A 19,843-nucleotide genomic window follows, 5' to 3' on the forward strand; every position below is an offset into this window, starting at 1 on the left:
GCCAGTTCCGGCCCCTTAATGTCATTGCCGGGCTTGACCCGGCAATCCAGAAGATGTCGAGACCTTCTGGATGCCCGGGTCAAGCCCGGGCATGACAAGGAAAGAGCGGGAAGCGGGTCACGTGAACTTGTTGGTCTGCGGGAAGCCGCGCGGCGGCAGGTTGCCGGTGCGGCCGCGGGCGGTCACCGGGATCTCCGGCTCGGTGCGGGTGCGGCCGCCGCCCATCTGCCAGATCAGCCCCTCCTCGCGCTTGAACACGGTCAGGTCGGACAGCGCGGCGCCGTGATACTTCTGCAGCGTCACGCCCTTGCCGCGCGACATCTCCGGCAGCTCGCTGAGCGGGAAGCACAGCAGGCGCCGGTTGGTGCCGACCACCGCCACGGTGTCGCCGGTCACCGGCCGGCACACCGCCGCCTTGGCGCCGTCATTCAGGTTCAGCACCTGCTTGCCGGCCCGGGTCTGGGCGACCACGTCGCTTTCCGGCACCACGAAGCCGCGGCCGTCGGTCGAGGCCAGGACCAGCTTGCGCCCTGGCACATGGGCCAGCAGGGCGACGATGTCGGCGTCGTTGGCCAGGTCGACCATCATCCGCACCGGCTCGCCGAAGCCGCGGCCGCGCGGCAGCTTGTCGGCGCCGAGCGTGTAGAAGCGGCCGTCGCTGCCGAACAGCAGGATCTTGTCGGTGGTCTCGGCCTGCAGCACGAAGCCTTCGCCGTCGCCATCCTTGTACTTGATTTCGCCCGGGTCGAGGCCGTGGCCGCGCAGGGCGCGGATCCAGCCCTTCTCCGACAGGAACACGGTGATCGGCTCGCGCTCGATCTGCGGCTCCAGCGACACCACCACGGCCGAGGGCGGCTCGCCGATCTTGGTGCGGCGGCGGCCCAGCTCGGTGTCCTGGCCGAACTTCTTGCGGATCTGGCCGATCTCGCTCGAGATCGACTTCCAGCGCTTGCCTTCGTCGGCCAGCAGCGCCAGCAGGTCGTCGCGCTCGCCCGACAGCCCGTCGAACTCGCGCCGGATCTCCATCTCCTCGAGCTTGCGCAGGGACCGCAGCCGCATGTCGAGGATGGCGTCGGCCTGCAGCTCGGTCAGGGTGAAGCGGGCCATCAGCCCCTGCTTCGGCTCGTCCTCCTCGCGGATGATGCGGATCACCTCGTCGAGGTCGAGGAAGACGATCAGGTAGCCGGCCAGGATCTCCAGCCGCCGCTCGATCTTGCCCAGGCGGTGGCGCGACCGCCGCTCCAGCACCTCGTGCCGGTGGTCGAGGAAGGCGCGGCAGACATCCTTCAGCCCCATGACGCGCGGGACGTTGGTGGCGTCCAGCACATTCATGTTCAGGCTGAAGCGGCTCTCCAGTTCGGTCAGCCGGAACAGCTGCTCCATCAGCATGTCGGCTTCGACGTTGCGGCTCTTCGGCACCAGGACGATGCGCACATCCTCGGCCGATTCGTCGCGCACATCCTCCAAGGTCGACAGCTTCTTGGCGGTGACGATCTCGGCCAGCTTCTCGATCAGCCGCGACTTCTGCACCTGGTACGGGATCTCGGTGACCACGATCTGGTACATGCCGAGCGGCTGCTTCTCGATCTCCCAGCGCGCCCGCACCCGGAAGGCGCCGCGGCCGGTGGCATAGGCCTCGCGGATCGCCGCGGCGGATTCGACCAGCTCGCCGCCCGTCGGGAAGTCCGGCCCGGCGACCACGGTCAGCAGGTCGTCGACCGTGGCCGCGGGCCGCTTGATCAGCATCTGCAGCGCGTCGCAGATCTCGCCGACATTGTGTGGCGGGATCGAGGTCGCCATGCCGACGGCGATGCCCTGGCTGCCATTGGCCAGCAGGTTCGGGAAGGCGGCCGGCAGCACCACCGGCTCCCGCCCCTCGCCGTCATAGGTCTCGCGGAAATCGACCGCGTCGTCGTCGATGCCCTCCAGCAGCGCCTCGGCGACGGCGGTCAGCCGGGCCTCGGTGTACCGCATCGCCGCGGCGTTATCGCCGTCGATATTGCCGAAATTGCCCTGGCCGTCGACCAGCGGATAGCGCTGGGCGAAGTCCTGCGCCATGCGCACCAGCGCGTCGTAGATCGAGGCGTCGCCATGCGGGTGGTACTGACCGATGACGTCGCCGACCACGCGGGCCGATTTCTTCGGCGGCGTGGTCGAGGCCAGGCGCAGCTGCCGCATGGCGTAGAGCAGCCGGCGATGCACCGGCTTCAGCCCGTCGCGGACGTCGGGCAGCGAGCGCGAGGTGATGGTCGACAGCGCGTAGTTGAGATAACGGGTGCTCAGCGCATCGTGCAGCGGCACCGGCAGGATCGACTCGGAAGGCGTGCTGGTCATGGTCGTTAGTCTATCGTAACGGTGCGGCCGGCCGAAGCGCGCTTCGGCGATAGGCCTCGACAAAGCGGGTCCGCGCCTCGGGCTGGGGGCGGCCGGCCTGGGCGAAGAGGTGGCGGTCGACGAAATGGCCGGTCAGCTCCAGCCCCTGGGCCACCGCGGCGGGCACCGCCGGCTCGCGCCCGATCAGGAAGCCGGGCAGCGGCAGCAGCCGGTCGCGATACGGCCCGGCGGCGGAGAGCGAGACCGCCCTGCCCGTCTTCGGGCTGATGAAGGCGAGATGGTCGTTGCTGCCGGTGACGGCGCAGCGCGACACGTCGAGGCCGAAGCCGAGCACGCCGAGCAGCCCGACCTCCCACTGCACATAGGCGGCGTCCCAGTGCGGCGTGGTCAGGGTGTCGAGGAAGGCCAGCGTGCCGTCATAGACCGCCGGCAGCGGCTGCCGCTCGGCCAGGGCGGCGTCGAGCACGGCGCAGGCCGACACCAGGGCCAGCAGGCGCAGCGGCTCGTCCATGATCGCGGCGGCCGGGGTGCGGTCGACCTCGAGCGTCCAGGTGCCGAGATGGTCGGCCAGCCGGCCGCGCCATTGCGCCGAGACCAGCGTGCCGGGCGGCAGCTGGGCGCGCCGGCGCTGGCCGTGCACGACGCCGAGATGACGGCCGTGCTCGCGGGTGAGCACGCCGGTGATCAGCGCCGCCTCGCCATGCGGGCGGACGGTCAGGACGATGCCGTCGTCGCGCCAGTCCACATCATGCCCCGTTCGAGCTCATGCCGATCGTATAGCACGAAACAGGAACAAACAAGGGATGCGAGCGCCCGCCCCTCAAACCGTCATGGCGAGGAGGCGAAGCCGACGTGGCCATCCAGGGCCATTGCGAGCGGCCCTGGATGGCCACGCCCCTGCGGGCCTCGCCATGACGGTCGTGGCATGAGCGCGGCCGCACCGTCTACGCGTCGTAGTCGAGCCCCCAGATCGAGTACCGGGCGGGGTCGTCAAGCCAGTTCTCGCGCACCTTCACGAACAGCGCGAGGTGCACCCGCTGCTCGGTGATCTCCTCCAGCTCCAGCCGGGCGGCGGTGCCGACCGCCTTGATCATCTGGCCGCCGCGGCCGAGCACGATCGCCTTCTGGCCGTCGCGCTGGACATAGATGATCTGGGAGATGCGGACGCTGCCATCCTCCTGCTCCTCCCAGCTCTCGGTCTCGACCGCGACTGCGTAGGGCAGCTCCTGCTGCAGCCGCAGGAACAGTTTTTCACGCGTGATCTCGGCGGCGAGGAGGCGCATCGGCATGTCGGAGACCTGGTCCTCCGGGAACAGCCAGGGGCCTTCCGGCAAGCGGTCGGCCAGGGCACGGCGCAGGTCGTCGACACCGTCGCCGGTCAGGGCCGAGATCATGAAGGTGTCGCTGAACACGCCCGACGCGTTCAGGTCGGACGCCAGGGCCAGCAGCACTTCGCGCCGCACGGCGTCGATCTTGTTCAGGATCAGGATCGCCTGGCGTTTGGTCTCGGCCAGCTTCTCGACGATGCCGCGGGTCTCCTCGCGCACGCCCTTCAGCGAGGCGTCGACCAGCAGCAGCACCAGGTCGCCCTCCGCCGCACCGGCCCAGGCGGCGGCGACCATGGCGCGGTCCAGCCGGCGGCGCGGCTTGAAGATGCCGGGCGTGTCGACGAACACGATCTGGGCCTGGCCCTCGGTCGCGATGCCCAGCACCCGGCTGCGCGTGGTCTGCACCTTCGGCGAGACGATGGCGACCTTGGTGCCGACCAGGGTGTTGAGCAGGGTCGATTTGCCGGCGTTGGGGGCGCCGATCAGGGCGACGAACCCGCAGCGGGTCGCGTCTTCGGTCATGGGGAAAGCCTTTGCAGAAGGGCGGCGGCGGCCTCACGCTCCGCCACCCGCTTGGACGGGCCGCTGGCGCTGGCCGAGGGCTGGCCGTCGATCTCGACCCGGATCTCGAACACCGGCAGATGGTCGCTGCCCCCGCGCGACACCTCGACATAGCGCGGCAGCGGCAGGCCGCGGGCCAGCGCCCATTGCTGCAGCCCCGATTTCGGGTCCTGCGGCGGGGCGGCGTGGCGGTCGATGAAGCCGGCCCAGCCCTGGCGGATGAAGGCGGCAGCCGCCGCCAGCCCGCCGTCGCGGTACAGGGCGCCGATCACCGCCTCGCAGGCATCGGCCAGGATGGTCGGGTTCTCGCGGCCCACCACCTCCTCGCCCGGCGACAGCACGAGATGGCGGCCGAGGCCGATCGCCTGGGCCACCTCGACCAGCGCCTCGCGCCGCACCAGGGCGACATGGCGCTTGGCGATGGCGCCCTCGGCCTCCTTCGGGAAGCGCTCCAAGAGCCATTCGGCGATGACCAGGCCCAGCACCCGGTCGCCCAGGAACTCCAGCCGCTCATAGCCGTGCTTGGCGACGCGCCGCCTCTGGCCGCTGACGCTGGGATGCGTCAGCGCCTCGACCAGCAGCATCGGCTCGCGGAAGGCATGGCCGAGCCGCTGGGCGAACGCGTCGAGGCCCTCTCCCTCGGTGCCGCCGGAGATCAGTGGATCCCCGTGAACATGCGGCTGAAGCGGAGTGCGAACGGCCATTTCCAGACCTGCCAGAAGCTGGCGTCGTCGAGGCTGAACCACAGGAACTCGGCCCGGCCGACGAAGTTCTCGACCGGCACGTAGCCGACATCGGCGCGGCTATCCAGGCTGTTGTCGCGGTTGTCGCCCATCATGAAATAATGGCCCGCCGGCACCTGGTATTCCGGCGTGTCGTCATAGGGCTGGTTGTCGTTGATCTCGAGGATGCGGTGCTCGACCGGCGGGTTGCCGTCGGCCCCCGGCAGAGTCTCGATGTATTGGTGCAGCACGATGCGCTGGCCGAAGCCGGTGGTCGCGGCGTAGGGCTCGATCTCGCGGCGCTCGACCATCTGGCCGTTGATGTACAGCCGCCCTTCCTTGACCTGCACCCGGTCGCCCGGCAGGCCGATCACGCGCTTGACGTAGTCGACCGAGGTGTCCTTCGGCAGGCGGAACACCGCGACGTCGCCGCGGGCCGGCGGGCTGCCCAGGATCCGGCCGTCGAACAGCGGCAGGCCGAAGGCGATCGTCTGGGCGCTGTAGCCGTAGGAGAATTTCGACACGAACAGGTAGTCGCCCACCAGCAGCGTCGGGATCATCGAGCCGGACGGGATGTTGAACGGCTCGAAGGCGACGGTGCGGATGCCGAAGGCGATCGCGATCGCATAGACCACGGTCAGGATGGTTTCGACCCATCCGCCGCCTTTCTTCTTCGACATGTCGATCGACTTCTGGTGCTGGCTCATGGCGCCCCTGTATGGTCCGGCGGCGAGGGGAAATCAATCACCGGCAGGGGCGACGTGGTCGCAGCCGGAGGCGAAAGACGGTCAGCGGCTGCGCGCACGGTCCACCGCGCTGATCACGGGCATGGCGCGCAGGGCCGCGATGATGTTGGTCAGGTGCTTGACGTCCTTGACGTCGATGTCGATCAGGATCTCGAAGAAGTCGACCGAGCGGCTGGTGATCTTCAGGTTGGTGATGTTGCCGCCGTTCTTGCCGATCACGGTGGTCAGCGTGCCCAGGCTGCCCGGCTCGTTGCTGATCGTCACCTGGATCCGTCCGACATGGTCCTCGACCGTGTCGACGCCGGCGTCCCAGCTGACGTCCAGCCAGCGCTCGGGCGCATTGTAGAAGCTCTCCAGCGTGTCGCAGTCGATGGTGTGGATGGTCACGCCCTTGCCGGTGGTGACGATGCCGACGATGCGGTCGCCCGGGATCGGGTGGCAGCAGCGGGCATAGTGCACGGCCAGGTTCGGGATCAGGCCGCGGATCGGGATCGCCCCCGGTCCGCCGCCCGTGTTGGACTTGCGCGCCCGGTTGAGCGGCACGACCTTGCCCGACCGCTCCTTCTCCTGCTGCAGCTGGGCGCGGTGGCCCGGGAACACGGCGTGGAACACGTCGCGCGCGCCCAGCAGGCCGGCGCCGACATTGGCCAGGATGTCGTCGGCCTCGGCCGCCTTGAAGATCTTGAGGACGCCTTCCAGCGCCTTGTCGGAGAACTCGTAGCCCTCCTGCCGGAACACGCCCTGCAGCATCGAGCGGCCCAGCTTGGCGTGTTCGTCATGCTGCTGGCCGCGGATGAAGCGCCGGATGCAGGCCCGCGCCTTGCCGGTGGCGACGAAGCGCTCCCATTCCGGCGACGGCGTCGAGGTCTTCGAGGTGATGATCTCGACCTGGTCGCCGTTCTGCAGCAGGTGGCGCAGCGTCACCATCCGGCCGTTGACCCGGGCGCCGACGCAGGTGTCGCCGATCTGGCTGTGCACCGCATAGGCGAAGTCGACCGGCGTCGCGCCCTGCGGCAGGGCGATCACCGCGCCCTTCGGGGTGAAGCAGAACACCTGGTCCTGGAACAGGGCCAGCTTGGTGTGCTCCAGGAACTCCTCGGGCTTCTGGGCCTGGTCGACAATGTCCAGCAGGTCGCGCAGCCAGCGGTACTGGGTGCCGTCCTGGTTGCGCTCGCCCGACTTGTAGGCCCAGTGCGCGGCAACGCCGAGCTCGGCGATCTCCGCCATGTCGCGGGTGCGGATCTGGACCTCGATGCGCTGCCGCATCGGCCCGATCACCGCGGTGTGCAGCGAGCGGTAGCCGTTCGGCTTCGGCGTCGAGATGTAGTCCTTGAACCGGCCGGGCAGCGACGCGTAGCGGCCGTGGATCAGGCCCAGCGCGTGGTAGCAGTCGCCCTCGGTCTCGACCACGATCCGGAAGGCCATGATGTCGGTCAGCTGCTCGAACGCCATGTTCTTGCGCTGCATCTTGCGCCAGATCGAATAGGGGCGCTTCTCGCGGCCGAGCACGGCGGCCTTCAGCCCGCCCTCCTCCAGCACCCGCTGCAGCTCAGCGATGATCTTGGAGACGACGTCCTGGCCTTCCTCGCGCAGCTGGGCCAGGCGGCGGACGATGCTCTCGCGCGCATCGGGGTGGAGCTGGGCGAAGGCCAGGTCCTCCAGCTCCTCCTGCATGCCGTGCATGCCGATGCGCTCGGCCAGCGGCGCGTAGATCTCCAGCGTCTCGCGGGCGATCCGGCGGCGCTTCTCCTCGTTGTTGAAGGCGCCGAGGGTACGCATGTTGTGCAGCCGGTCGGCCAGCTTGACCAGCAGCACCCGGATGTCCTTCGACATCGCCAGGACCAGCTTGCGGAAGTTCTCCGCCTGCTTGGACTGGTCGCTCTGCAGTTCCAGCTTCGACAGCTTGGTGACGCCGTCGACCAGCTGCGCCGTCTCGCGCCCGAACAGGCCCTCCAGCTCGCTCAGCGTCGCGCCGGTGTCCTCGACCGTGTCGTGCAGCAGGCCGGTGACGATCGAGCCGGTGTCGAGCTTCATCCCGGCCAGGATTCCGGCGACCTCGATCGGATGGACGAAATAAGGGTCGCCGGAGGCGCGCTTCTGCGACCCGTGCGCCTTCATCGAATAGACGTAGGCGCGGTTGATCAGGTCCTCGTCCGCCGAGGGGTCGTAGGCTTTGACACGCTCGACCAGCTCATATTGGCGGATCATGCCGCGCGCCACCGATCCATATGTGATTCTCCCGGACGGGCGTCCGCGCACCCGTCCGGACAATATGTTGAACCACAATCCGTCGCGTTGTGGATCAAATTCGGCAGGCGCGCGGCAGCTATGCCCTGGCCCGTCCGGTCAAGCCCCATCACCGTTCTCCCGGCAGGCGGCCTGACACCATGCCGGGCAGTTCCGCCTGAATCAGATGTCGTCTTCGGAGGAGCCGATTTCCAGGTCGCCGCGGCCGTCCTCTTCGTCGCCGTCCTCGCTCTCCGCCTCATCCTCGGACGCGTCGATGCCGAAGGTGGACTCCTCGTCCGAGCCGACCGCACCGGCCGGGCTCTGCGGCGCCACGCCGGCCTTCAGCCACTCCTCCTCGCCGGCCATCAGCTCGATGATCTCCTCATCGGCCTCGTCGATCTCGGCCAGCTTCTGGTGGCCCTTGACCAGGGCCTCCCGCAGCCCCTCCAGCACGACCGTCTCGTCGGCGATCTCGCGCAGCGCGACCACCGGGTTCTTGTCGTCGTCACGGTCCAGGGTCAGCGAGGCGCCGGACGAGATGTCACGGGCGCGCTGGGCGGCCATGAGGACCAGATCGAACCGGTTCGGGATCTTGAGGACGCAATCCTCGACGGTGACGCGAGCCATGGGCTACCGCTCCTGCACAAAAACAGCCACGACGATAGAATCGTGACACGATGGATGCAACGCAATGGCCGCATCTTTGTTATACCGAGGGGCGGACCACCTAGCGCAGATGCGACGAATGCGCAAGCCTCGTCGCAACCCCGTTGACCGCTCCTTGCAAACTGAGTAGCGAACCCAATCTGTCACCTGTCCCCTGCCGCGAAGGAACGCACATGATTTTCTATAAGGAAGAACGGCTCGCAATATTCATTGATGGCGCAAACCTTTATGGCGCCGCCCGTTCGCTTGGTTTCGATATCGACTATCGCCGGCTGCTCGACCTGTTCGCCAAGAAGGGCCGCCTGATCCGCGCCTTCTATTATACGACGCTGATCGAGGATCAGGAATATTCTCCTATTCGGCCGCTGATCGACTGGCTCGACTACAACGGCTACAGCATGGTGACCAAGCCGTTGCGTGAGTACACCGACAGCCAGGGCCGGCGCCGGGTCAAGGGCAATGTCGACATCGACCTCGCGATCGACGCGCTGGAGATGGCCGATCGCGCCGACCACATCCTGCTGTTCTCGGGCGACGGCGACTTCAAGCGGCTGGTCGAGGCGATCCAGCGCAAGGGTGTCCGCGTCACCGTGGTCTCGACCATCAAGTCGAGCCCGCCGATGGTGTCGGACGAGCTGCGACGTCAGGCCGACAATTTCGTCGAGCTGATGGAGCTGGCGCCGCATATCCAGCGCATGAATGCCCCGAACCGCACCCAGGTCGCCCCGGCGGTCGAGGGTGATGACGGCTCCGTCGAGGAGACGGTGCAGCAGGCCGGCGCCTACGCCCGTTCGGCTTGATGTGGCCAAGGCCGGTTTCCCCGTGAGGGAACCGGCCTGGCGCGAACTCAGCCGCGGTCCCGCATCACGCGCGCCTTTTCGCGCTGCCAGTCTCGCGCCTTGATGGTCTCGCGCTTGTCATGCGCCTTCTTGCCCCGGGCCAGGCCGATATCGACCTTGGCGAAGCCGCGGGCGTTGAAGTAGATCGACAGCGGGATCAGGGTCATGCCCTCCCGCTTCACCTTCCCCAGCAGCTTGTCCCGTTCCCGCTTGCGCACCAGCAGCTTGCGCGGCCGCTTCAGCTCGTGGTTGAAGCGCTGGGCCGGCCCGTATTCCGGGATATGGGCGTTGAACAGGTACAGTTCGCCCTGCATCTCGCCGGCATAGGCGTCCTGCAGGTTGCCGCGGCCCTCGCGCAGCGCCTTCACCTCGGTCCCGACCAGCACGATGCCGGCCTCGACATTCTCGTCGATGAAGTAGTCGTGCCGCGCCCGCCGGTTCTGCGCGACGACGCGGCCCGGGGTCTTCGGCTGTGCCATGATGCTCAGGTCGCTCCGGTGGTCAGTTGATCAGGCCGGCGAAGGCCATCGCCTCGCGCACGGCCGCCCGTGTCGCCTCGCCCGGCGGCACCAGCGGCAGCCGGACACGGTCGTCGGACAGGCCGAGCAGCTTGGCGCCGACCTTCACCGGCCCCGGGCTGGTTTCCAGGAACAGCGCCCGGTGCAGCGGCATCAGCAGATCGCGGATCGCGCCCATGCGCGCCAGGTTGCCCTCTTCCCAGGCGGCGTGCATCTCGGCGCAGAGCCGCGGCGCGATGTTGGCGGTGACCGAGATGCAGCCATGGCCGCCCTGCGCCAGGAACGCCGTGGCAGTGGCGTCCTCGCCCGAAAGCTGGCAGAACTCGGGACCGATCCGCACCCGCGTCGCCAGCGGCCGCACCAGGTCGGCGGTCGCGTCCTTGACCCCGACGATGCGCGGCAGCTCGGCCAGACGGGCCATGGTGTCGACCGACATGTCGATCACGCTGCGGCCCGGGATGTTGTAGATCACGATCGGCAGTTCGACCGCGTCATGGATGGCCCTGTAATGCTGGTAGAGACCTTCCTGCGTCGGCTTGTTGTAGTAGGGCGTGACGATCAGCGCGGCGTCCGCGCCGGCCTTCTTCGCGTGCCGGGTCAGGGAGATCGCCTCCTCGGTCGAGTTCGAGCCGGTGCCGGCGATCACCGGGACGCGGCCCTTCGCGACCTCGACGCACAGCTCGATCACCCGCTCATGCTCAGGATGGCTCAGCGTCGGGGACTCGCCGGTGGTGCCGCAGGGCACGACGCCCTGGGTGCCTTCGCGGATCTGCCAGTCGACGAAGCTCTGGAACGCTTTCTCATCCACCCCGCTCTCGGTGAAGGGCGTAATCAGGGCGACGATCGATCCCTTGAACATGGAAGCTTCCGTGGGCGTTGGGGTGGTGAACGCAGTGTCATAGCCGCTGTGGTGCGGGCCGGCAAGCGAACGGCGCTTGCGGCGGTGGCCGTGCTGCTGCTCGGCACCGCCGCCCCGGCCCTGGCCCAGCCGGCCACCCCGGCCGAGATCAAGGCGGCGCAGGCCCTGTTCTTCGCTGTCGACCGCAACGGCTGGGACGTGGTGCGGACGGTCGAGAGCCAGATGGCCAACACCCTGGTCGGCCGGCTGGCGACCTGGGCCGACCTGTCGCGCGCCGACAGCACCGCCGGCTTCGAGAAGTTGGCCGCCTTCGTCGTCCGCAACCCGGACTGGCCGAACGTCCAGGCCATGCGCCGCCGGGCCGAGCGGGCGATGCCGGACGGGCTGCCGGCCGATGCCGTGGTCGCCTGGTTCGACGCCTTCGCGCCCCTGACCGCCGAGGGCGCGCTGCATTTCGGCGCAGCCCTGCAGGTGAACGACCCGATCCGCGCCCGGATCTGGGTGCGCGACACCTGGCGCAACCTCTCCCTGACCGGCGCGCAGGAGACCGAGTTCCTGACCCGCTTCGGCAGCCTGCTGGGTCCGGACGATCATTGGGCCCGGCTGGACACGCTGCTGTGGGCGGAGCGGGCGGAGGAGGCGCGGCGGATGCTGCCCCGCGTCTCCGGCGACCGGCGCCAGCTGGCCGACGTTCGGCTGAAGCTGATGGCGCGCACGCCGGACGCCTCCGCCGCGGTGCGGGCCCTGCCGGCCAAGCTGCTGCAGGATGAGGGCATCCTGTACGAGCGCACCCGCTGGCGCCGCCGCAACGACGACGAGGCCGGCGCCATCGAGATGCTGGCGCAGCAGCCGAAGACCTCCGCCCATGCCAGGGACTGGTGGCTGGAACGGCACATCATCGCCCGCCGGTTGTTCGACGAGCAGTCCTACAGCAAGGCCTACCAGCTGGTCACCGCGCGGGAGCAGAGCGACCCGGTGGACCGGGCCGACAAGGATTTCCTGGCCGGCTGGCTGGCGCTGCGCTTCCTCAATCGTCCGTCCGACGCGGTCGAGCATTTCGAGAAGCTGTATGGCGACGTCTCGATGCCGATCAGCCTGGCCCGCGGCGCCTATTGGGCCGGCCGGGCGCATGAGGCGGCCGGGAACAAGCAGAAGGCGGCGGACTGGTACCGGCTGGCGGCGAAGCAGACCCTGACCTTCTACGGCCAGCTCGCCGCCGACAAGCTGGACCAGCCGAGCATCGCCACCCTGCCCGTCTCGGCGACGCCGAGCGCCCAGGCGGTGGCGGCCTATGGCGGCGACCTGGCGCGCGCCGCCCGGTTGCTCGACGCCATCGGCCAGCGCGACCGGGCCGATCTGTTCCTGCGCAAGCTGATGGTCGATGCCGACACAGCGGAGAAGAACCGGCTGCTGGCGACCCTGGCGTCGTCGATGAAATATCCCTTCGTCGCCGTCCGCGCCGCCAAGGCCGCGGCGCGCGACGGGCTGACCGTGGTTGACGCCGCCTATCCGCTGGTGGCGATGCCGGACGATCTGAGCGGCCTACCGCCGGCCCTCGTCCTCGGCCTGGCGCGGCAGGAGAGCGAGTTCAACGCCACCGCCGTCTCCAGCGCCGGCGCCATCGGGCTGATGCAGCTGCGCCCCGGCACCGCCCGCGACGTGGCCCAGTCGCTGGGCATCGACCACACCACAGGGATGCTCAGCGGCGACCCGGTGCACAATCTGCGCCTCGGCAGCCGCTATTTGGCCGACCTGGTCAAGCGCTATGACGGCAACTGGCCGCGGGCGATCGCCGCCTACAATGCCGGCTTCGGCCGGGTCGACACCTGGGCGCCGACGCCGTCGAAATCGCCGGAGCAGGTGGTGGATTGGATCGAATCCATCCCGTTGCCGGAGACGCGCAGCTACGTCCAGCGCGTACTGGAGAACACGCAAGTCTACCGCCTGCGCCTGGGCGAGGCACCGAAGGCCGGGGCGCTGGAGGCGGACCTGCTGCGATGATGTCGGCTGCAACCGGGGGGATGGCCGCGGCGTGGAATGCCTGCCATTCCCTCCTGTGTCATGCCCGGGCTTGACCCGGGCATCCAGAAGGTCTCGACAATCTCTGGATTGCCGGGTCAAGCCCGGCAATGACAGGATCTGGCCGCAAGGTCTCTTATAGATAAGTTTAAATTTCGCTTTCATCTCTCTGAGAAAGAACGATGATCGTCTCCGTCACCGACATCGAGGCTGCCGCCGGCCGCCTACGCGGCCAGGCCGTGCGCACGCCGCTACTGCGCTCGCCGCTGCTCGACACCCGGGCCGGGCGCGAGGTGCTGGTCAAGGCCGAGCCGCTGCAGCGCACCGGCTCCTTCAAGTTCCGCGGCGCCTACAACCGGATCTCCCTGATCCCCGAGGCGGAGCGGGCCCGCGGCGTGGTCGCCTTCTCCAGCGGCAACCACGCCCAGGGCGTGGCGGCGGCGGCGAAGCTGTTCGGCATCAAGGCGACGATCGTGATGCCGTCCGACGCCCCGACGATCAAGCGGCGCAACACCGAATCCTACGGCGCCACCGTGGTGCCCTACGACCGGTTCGGCGAGGACCGCGAGGCGGTGGCGGCGAAGATCCAGGCCGAGACCGGCGCCACGCTGGTGAGGCCCTATGACGACCCCGGCATCATCGCCGGCCAGGGCACGATCGGCCTTGAGATTGCCGAGCAATGCGCCGAGCTGGGCGTGCACCCCGACGCGGTGCTGGTCGGCTGCAGCGGCGGCGGCCTGGTCTCCGGCGTCTCGGTGGCGATCAAGGCGAAGCTGCCGGGCACCCGGATCTATTCGGCCGAGCCGGAGGCGCTGGACGACATGCGCCGGTCGCTGGCCGCCGGCGAGCGGGTGAAGAACGCCCCCGACGCACGGTCGATCTGCGACGCGCTGCAATCCCCCACCCCCGGCGAGATCACCTTCTCGATCGCGCGCGAGACGCTGGCGGGCGGCGTCGCCGCGCCGGACGACGCGGTGCTGCGGGCGATGGGCGTCGCCTTCGACACGCTGAAGCTGGTGATGGAGCCGGGCGGCGCCATCGGCCTGGCGGCGACGCTGGAGAACCGGATTCCGGACGACATCCGCACCGTCGTCATCGTCTGCTCCGGCGGCAATGTCGATGCCGCCACCTTCCGCGACGCGCTCGCGACGCTCTGAGCGATGACCGCCCGCCCCGCCTTCTTCGACCGGCTGCAGGGCTGGTGGGACGGCCGGGCTGTGGGCGGCCGGCCGCCGCATCGCGACGCGCTGAGCCCGGTCGAGATCATGCCGATGCTGCCGCATCTGCTGATGCTCGACCTCACCGGCCCGGCGCCGCGGGTGCTGTGGGCCGGCACCGCGGTGAAGGAGGCTCTGGGCGGCAATCCGGGCGACCGGCCGCTGGACCGCACGCCGCTGGGTGGGCCGGAGGCCGTGGGCGCCCTCGCCCACATGATCGCCGAAGCCCGCCCGGTCGAGGCCCGGCTGGGCGGCCGGCCGGCGCTGCTGTGCCCGCTCGCGGACGACAACGGCGCCGTCACCGCGGCCCTGGCCGGGCTGGCGCAGCCCGATCCCTGAACCCGGCCGGCCCGTCCAAATTTCGCCACAGCGGTCGGGCATCTATAGGCAAATCATCCCATCACCGCACCGGAGCGGACGGGCTGACCAACGACCCTGCCGGCATCGCCGGCGACGCACGGAAGCGCGTGGGGTCACGTCAGGACTGAAGCTTTTTCATTGCCGCATTCTGCGACGCATTGAGGGACATCATGGTCCGGCGACTCCTTTCCCTCCTCCTGCCGTTTCTGGCGCTCTCCGCCCCCGCCCTCGCGGCGGTTCCGAACGGCCCCCATCCCCGCATCTGGCTGACGCCGCAGATCGTCGCCGCCTGGCAGGCGGCGCAATCCGTGCCCGGCAGCCCGGTGGCCCGCGCCATCGCCAAATGCAACGACGCCCGCCTGCACCCGGCCGACTATGCCAGCGGCCAGTACCAGGGCTTCCGCTGGGTCGAGGCGCTGGATGCCTGCCTGGTGGCGCGCGCCACCACCGGCTCGGCCCTGCACCGCGACACCGCGATCAAATACTGGCAGGCGCTGCTGGACGACGCCCACACGGTCGGCGACGGCAACGGGCCGCGCTATCCGAACACCAGCGGCCCGGCAACGCCCTTCGGCATCGTCGCGCGCGACGCCGGCTACTCGATGCGCACCAACGGCGCCTGGGGCGCGCTGAGCTATGACTGGCTGTACAACGATCTGAGCCCGGCGCTGCGGGCCAAGGCGGCCGCCCGCTTCGCCCAGTGGATCGCCTTCCACCAGGACCCGGACACCTATCAGCGGGCCGAGGCCGGGTCGAACTACCATGCCGGCCACGTCCTGGCGGTCACGCTGCTCGCGATCGGCCATGCCGACGCCATGGATTCCGCCAGCCCGGGCAGCGGCACCGCGCTGTGGAATTACGTCACCAACACCATGTGGGCCCAGGTGATGGCCGGCGGCGTCGCGGCACGCCAGCCGCTGCCGGGCGGCGACTGGGCCGAGGGCTGGCAGTACGGCCCGCTGTCGGTGCTCTCCTACGCGCTCGCCGGCCGCGCCATGACCGAGCGTGGCGTGCCGCAGCCCTGGATCGGGCCGTGGCTGCACCAGGTGCTGTACCGCTATGTCTATGGGCTGACGCCGGACGACCGGATGTTCGTCGGCGGCGACACCGACGATCCCAAGCCGACGCTCGACGCCAATCCCCTGCCCCTCACTGCCGTGCTGGCCGGTCCGGCCGCGACGGTCGACAAGGCCCAGGCCAGGGCCGAGTTGGCCCGCCTGGCCCTGCCTGCCCCGCCGGCCAATGGCGACTTCACCCTGCTGTTCCAGTCGCTGGCGGCGGCGGAGACGGTGACGGCCCAGCCGATCGACCGCGGCGCGCTGCCGCCCGGCTGGCTGGCCGCCGGCGTCGGCAATTTCTACGCCCGCACCGGCTTCGGCCCGGGCGCCGTCTGGATGGTCAGCCAGTGCCGCGGCATCATCAGCGCGCACCAGCATCTCGACGCCGGCAACGTCATCCTGTCACGCGGCGCCGATGCGCTGGTGATCGACCCCTCGCCCTATGGCACGCTGTCGACGCTGACCGGCAACGCGCCGACCATGAGCCAGCCGCATTTCGCCGCCGACTACCGGCCGAGCCAGGGCAGCTGGGGCGAGGAAAACCCGCCCGATGTGCTGTCGCTGGCCCTGACCACGCGCTTCCTGTTCGCCGGGTCCCGCGCCGCCTCGGGCGTGTCGGCGACGCAATGCGCCTATACCGGCCAGTTCCGCTTCCAGGGCAACGCCTCCCCGATCGTCAACGGCACCCGGCGCGACCTGGTGCTGCTGCCCGGCGCCACCGGCGCCTCGGTCGTGGTGCGCGACCTGGTCCGCACCACAGCGGCCTGGAGCCGGACGCCGAACCCGCTGCTGCTGCGCTTCCGCTCGCCCGGCAGCTTCACCGCCGGCCCGGGCGGCGACCGGGCGCGCGCGGTGGTCGGCGGCTCGGCCCTGCTGGTGCGGCGACTCTACGGCGCAGCCACGACCGTGGCCCGCGCCGTGCCGGTGGATGATTTCTGCGACGAGCAGGGATCCTGCATCGACGGCCGCTTCCCGGCGGGTGAATGGGCGGTGACCGTGCCGGGGCCGAGCCCGAGCACCATCCACCTGCTCGACGCCGATGCCGGCACCGCCGCGGCGCCGACCGCCTCAGCGATGCGCACCGGCACGGTGATCCTGACCGCGGTGCTGCGCGAGGGCCGGCAATACTATATCGCCTCGCACACCGCGATCAGCGGCATCGTCACCGGCTACGACGCCCCGGCGGTGGAGAGCACGCAGGTCGTGCTGGACCCGCCCGCCGGCGCCCGGGTCAGCGTCACCGCCACGCTGAACCCGACGGCTCATACCTGCCGCTTCGCCCTGGCCGCGGCCAGCGGCACCGCCGGGCTTCCCAGCCAGCCGCTGATCATGCGGGTCAGCCCCAGCTGCGCCGTCCGCGAGTAGCCGGATCCGCCGCGTCGTTTCGCCCCGATGCTTCGCCTCGCGGGGTTCATCGAACCGTCATCAAACTGCAGCAAATCAAACATTACAGATCGGTAAGGTCCGCCCGGATTCGAAGCCCGCCGCCACGGCAGCCAGCCCAAAGGGGACCGAGATGGACCAGGATTCTACCCTGTCGCGCGTTCAGCGCTACGAGCAGCAGGACGACCGCAGCAGCAACCTCTCCGACAATCCGACGATGGGCGATATCGTCAACGTCCGGTTCGGCCGGCGGGGGATGCTGCGCGGCGCCCTGGCCGTCTCGGCGATCAGCGCCGTGGTGGGCCCGGCCGCCTTCCTGTCGGGCACCCGCCCGGCGCAGGCCGCGACCGCGTCGACCTCGCGCTACGTCTTCGAGGAGCTCGAGGCCGGGGTCGACACCAAGCACCACGTCGCCAAGGGCTATGACGCCGAGATCCTGATCCGCTGGGGCGACCCGGTGGTGAAGGGCGCGCCGGCCTTCGACGTGCAGAAGCAGACCGCCGACGCGCAGGAGAAGCAGTTCGGCTACAACAACGACTATATCGGCTATGTGCCGCTGCCGCTGGGCTCGACCTCCAGCGACCACGGCCTGCTGGTGGTCAACCACGAATACACCGACGCGGCGATCATGTTCCCCGGCCTGGCCGACGCGAAGGGCGAGTTCGAGCTGTCGCAGCAGAGCAAGGAGCAGGTCGACATCGAGATGGCCGCGCATGGCCAGTCGGTGATCGAGATCAAGCGCGGCGCCGACGGCAAATGGGCCGTGGTGCCGGACAGCACCTATGGCCGCCGCATCACCGCGCGCTCGACCGAGTTCCTGGTCACCGGCCCGGCGGCGGGCCATGACCGCCTGAAGACCAAGGCCGACCAGACCGGCACCAAGGTGATCGGCACCATCAACAACTGCGCCGGCGGCACCACTCCCTGGGGCACCACGGTGCATGCCGAGGAGAACTTCAACGGCTATTTCGGCGGCGAGCTGAAGGACGACCACCCGGAGGCCCGCAACTACAAGCGCTACGGCCTGGGCGAGGCGGAGTATGGCTGGAGCCTGCACTATGACCGCTTCGACCTGACCAAGGAGCCGAACGAGCCGAACCGCTTCGGCTGGGTGGTCGAGATCGACCCGACCGACCCGAATTCGACCCCGAAGAAGCGCACCGCCCTGGGCCGCTTCAAGCATGAGGGGGCCGAGAGCATCGTCGCCAAGGACGGCCGCGTGGTCTTCTACATGGGCGACGACCAGCGCTTCGACTACCTCTACAAGTTCGTCACCGCCGGCAAGTTCGACCCGAACGACCGCAAGGCGAACATGGACCTGCTGGACGACGGCACGCTGTACGTCGCCAAGTTCGACGCCGACGGCAAGGTGGCCTGGATGCCGGTGGTGTTCGGCCAGGGCCCGCTGACCGAGGCCAACGGCTTCAAGAGCCAGGCCGACGTGCTGATCGAGACCCGCCGCGCCGGCGACCTGCTGGGCGCCACCAAGATGGACCGGCCGGAGGACGTGCAGCCGAACCCGGTGAACGGCAAGGTCTATGTCATCCTGACCAACAACGACAAGCGCAAGGCCGAGCAGGTCGACGCCGCCAATCCGCGGCCGGAGAACAAGTTCGGCCACATCGTCGAGATCACCCCGGCCGATGGCGACCATGCCGCCACCGCCGCCGCCTGGGACCTGCTGGTGAAGTGCGGCGATCCGGCCGTCGCCGCGGTCGGCTCTACCTTCCACCCCTCGACCAGCAAGAGCGGCTGGTTCGGGTCGCCGGACAATTGCGAGATCGACGCCGATGGCCGGCTGTGGGTCGCCACCGACGGCAACAACTACAAATACAGCGGCCGCGCCGACGGCATCTGGGGCCTGGAGACCGAGGGCGAGGCCCGCGGCACCGGCAAGCTGTTCTTCCGCGTCCCGGTCGGCGCCGAGATGTGCGGCCCGAAGATCACCCCGGACCTGACCACCTTCTTCGTCGCGGTGCAGCATCCGGGCGAGGGCGGCAAGGAGTGGCCGGAGTTCGGCCGCCCCAGCACCTTCGCCGACCCGTCGACCCGGTGGCCGGATTTCCAGGACGGCATGCCGCCCCGTCCCTCGGTGGTGGTGATCACCAAGCAGGGCGGCGGCAAGATTGGCGTGTAAGGTTTAGGATAATCTCGTAACCGACTGTTTGATTTCATCATTGCGAGCGCAGCGAAACAATCCAGGGGCCGCACACGCTAACCCCTGGATTGCTTCGTCGGCTTCGCCTCCTCGCAATGACGGTGACAACACCCAAGCCTCCCTGCCCCGGCGGGGAGGTTTTTTTGTCGCCGGGCCGTGCCGCGGCTTGCGGCCGAGCGGGAGCCTATCGATAGTGTGGCCCAGCTCGCGAGACGATCGGACCCCACGGATCATGAGACGCCTGAACGCGGCCGCCGCGGCCGCCATTATCGCCCTGCTCGGGCTGGTCAGCGCCGCCCGGGCGCAGAGCAACGACCTCTACGTGCTGGGCATCGCCCTGTTCGTCGCCTGCATCGGCATCGTCATGTTGTTGATCAAGCAGCATTTCGACGCCCGGGAGGAGCGGCCGAGCCGCGCCTTCCTGCCGAACGAGCCGGAATCCTGCTTCGCCATCACCTTCCTGCTTGGCATCCTGGCCGTGATCGGGCTGATCATGGCGACCGGGCCCGAGCTCTACCGGGTCGGGCTCGGCCTCTTCATCGTCAGCGTGATCGGCGCCGGCGCGGCGCTGAAGCGGGGCTACGACCTGATCGACCGCGGGCCCAAAGACCATGCGGATGCGCATTGAAGCCATGCATTGCGACGGTCCGTCGCGCCCCTGTTCCGGCCGTCCCGTTGCTTGACAATTTCGCGTTCGTTCCCAAATCACTGATGCGGCCGGCGATGGTTTGTCCCCCCAGCCATCGCCAAGATCCTCCGATGGGATCGAATTAGCCGTCAGCCGGGCCGGACGCTCCCTCCCCTCCGAGCGGATCGGACCCAGGCGAAGAACGGCCCCGACGCTTC

Annotated in this window: 16 protein-coding genes; 7 read left to right on the top strand and 9 right to left on the bottom strand. The window is 69.2% G+C overall.

Annotation, left to right across the window (positions count from 1 at the left end):
• Positions 1-117 precede the first annotated feature (117 nt).
• The 7 genes from parC to rpoZ form a co-directional block, all read right to left on the bottom strand.
• On the bottom strand, positions 118-2,334 hold the full coding sequence (gene parC / locus BWR60_RS08195) for a DNA topoisomerase IV subunit A (protein WP_088150516.1): 2,217 nt from the start codon (positions 2,332-2,334) through the stop codon (positions 118-120).
• 10 nt (positions 2,335-2,344) lie between these two features.
• The gene (recO, locus tag BWR60_RS08200) at positions 2,345-3,079 is read right to left on the bottom strand and encodes a DNA repair protein RecO (RefSeq protein ID WP_088150517.1); all 735 of its coding nucleotides are present in this window, start codon (positions 3,077-3,079) and stop codon (positions 2,345-2,347) included.
• A 199-nt stretch (positions 3,080-3,278) separates the two neighbouring features.
• Positions 3,279-4,184, bottom strand: a complete 906-nt coding sequence (era, locus tag BWR60_RS08205; RefSeq protein ID WP_088150518.1) for a GTPase Era — start codon at positions 4,182-4,184, stop codon at positions 3,279-3,281.
• On the bottom strand, positions 4,181-4,927 hold the full coding sequence (gene rnc, locus BWR60_RS08210) for a ribonuclease III (RefSeq protein ID WP_088150519.1): 747 nt from the start codon (positions 4,925-4,927) through the stop codon (positions 4,181-4,183). The genes era and rnc overlap by 4 nt, the downstream gene beginning before the upstream one ends.
• The gene (gene lepB / locus BWR60_RS08215) at positions 4,879-5,652 is read right to left on the bottom strand and encodes a signal peptidase I (RefSeq protein ID WP_230982993.1); all 774 of its coding nucleotides are present in this window, start codon (positions 5,650-5,652) and stop codon (positions 4,879-4,881) included. The genes rnc and lepB overlap by 49 nt, the downstream gene beginning before the upstream one ends.
• Before the next feature lie 81 nt (positions 5,653-5,733).
• Entirely contained in the window at positions 5,734-7,899 is a 2,166-nt protein-coding gene (locus tag BWR60_RS08220) for a RelA/SpoT family protein (protein ID WP_088150520.1), read from the bottom strand.
• Between the two features lie 201 nt (positions 7,900-8,100).
• A complete protein-coding gene (rpoZ, locus tag BWR60_RS38855; protein ID WP_088150521.1) occupies positions 8,101-8,547 on the bottom strand; it encodes a DNA-directed RNA polymerase subunit omega in 447 nt (148 codons plus the stop codon).
• 212 nt (positions 8,548-8,759) lie between these two features.
• Here rpoZ and BWR60_RS08230 point away from each other — a divergent pair, with 212 nt between their 5' ends.
• Positions 8,760-9,386 (top strand): NYN domain-containing protein, encoded by a 627-nt coding sequence (locus BWR60_RS08230; protein ID WP_088150522.1) that lies wholly within the window; start codon positions 8,760-8,762, stop codon positions 9,384-9,386.
• Positions 9,387-9,433: 47 nt separating this feature from the next.
• Here BWR60_RS08230 and smpB read toward each other — a convergent pair whose 3' ends face one another.
• Together smpB and dapA are read right to left on the bottom strand one after the other, a co-directional pair.
• Entirely contained in the window at positions 9,434-9,904 is a 471-nt protein-coding gene (gene smpB, locus BWR60_RS08235; protein ID WP_034833201.1) for an SsrA-binding protein SmpB, read from the bottom strand.
• 22 nt (positions 9,905-9,926) lie between these two features.
• Positions 9,927-10,802, bottom strand: coding sequence for a 4-hydroxy-tetrahydrodipicolinate synthase (gene dapA / locus BWR60_RS08240; RefSeq protein ID WP_088150523.1), 876 nt, complete (start codon positions 10,800-10,802; stop codon positions 9,927-9,929).
• An 84-nt stretch (positions 10,803-10,886) separates the two neighbouring features.
• Between dapA and BWR60_RS08245 the strand changes: the two genes are divergently transcribed.
• The 6 genes from BWR60_RS08245 (at position 10,887) to BWR60_RS08270 (ending at position 19,625) form a co-directional block, all read left to right on the top strand.
• The gene (locus BWR60_RS08245) at positions 10,887-12,803 is read left to right on the top strand and encodes a lytic transglycosylase domain-containing protein (protein WP_144445560.1); all 1,917 of its coding nucleotides are present in this window, start codon (positions 10,887-10,889) and stop codon (positions 12,801-12,803) included.
• A 200-nt stretch (positions 12,804-13,003) separates the two neighbouring features.
• Complete coding sequence (locus BWR60_RS08250; protein WP_088150525.1) at positions 13,004-13,978, top strand: threonine ammonia-lyase; 975 nt, start codon at positions 13,004-13,006, stop codon at positions 13,976-13,978.
• 3 nt (positions 13,979-13,981) lie between these two features.
• Complete coding sequence (locus BWR60_RS08255) at positions 13,982-14,377, top strand: hypothetical protein (RefSeq protein WP_088150526.1); 396 nt, start codon at positions 13,982-13,984, stop codon at positions 14,375-14,377.
• A gap of 191 nt (positions 14,378-14,568) precedes the next feature.
• On the top strand, positions 14,569-16,821 hold the full coding sequence (locus BWR60_RS08260) for a hypothetical protein (protein ID WP_088150527.1): 2,253 nt from the start codon (positions 14,569-14,571) through the stop codon (positions 16,819-16,821).
• Positions 16,822-16,972: 151 nt separating this feature from the next.
• Complete coding sequence (locus tag BWR60_RS08265; RefSeq protein WP_088150528.1) at positions 16,973-18,976, top strand: PhoX family protein; 2,004 nt, start codon at positions 16,973-16,975, stop codon at positions 18,974-18,976.
• 253 nt (positions 18,977-19,229) lie between these two features.
• The gene (locus BWR60_RS08270) at positions 19,230-19,625 is read left to right on the top strand and encodes a hypothetical protein (protein ID WP_088150529.1); all 396 of its coding nucleotides are present in this window, start codon (positions 19,230-19,232) and stop codon (positions 19,623-19,625) included.
• Positions 19,626-19,843: the final 218 nt, after the last annotated feature.

Source organism: Inquilinus limosus, from assembly GCF_002195995.1.
Lineage (GTDB): Bacteria > Pseudomonadota > Alphaproteobacteria > DSM-16000 > Inquilinaceae > Inquilinus > Inquilinus limosus_C.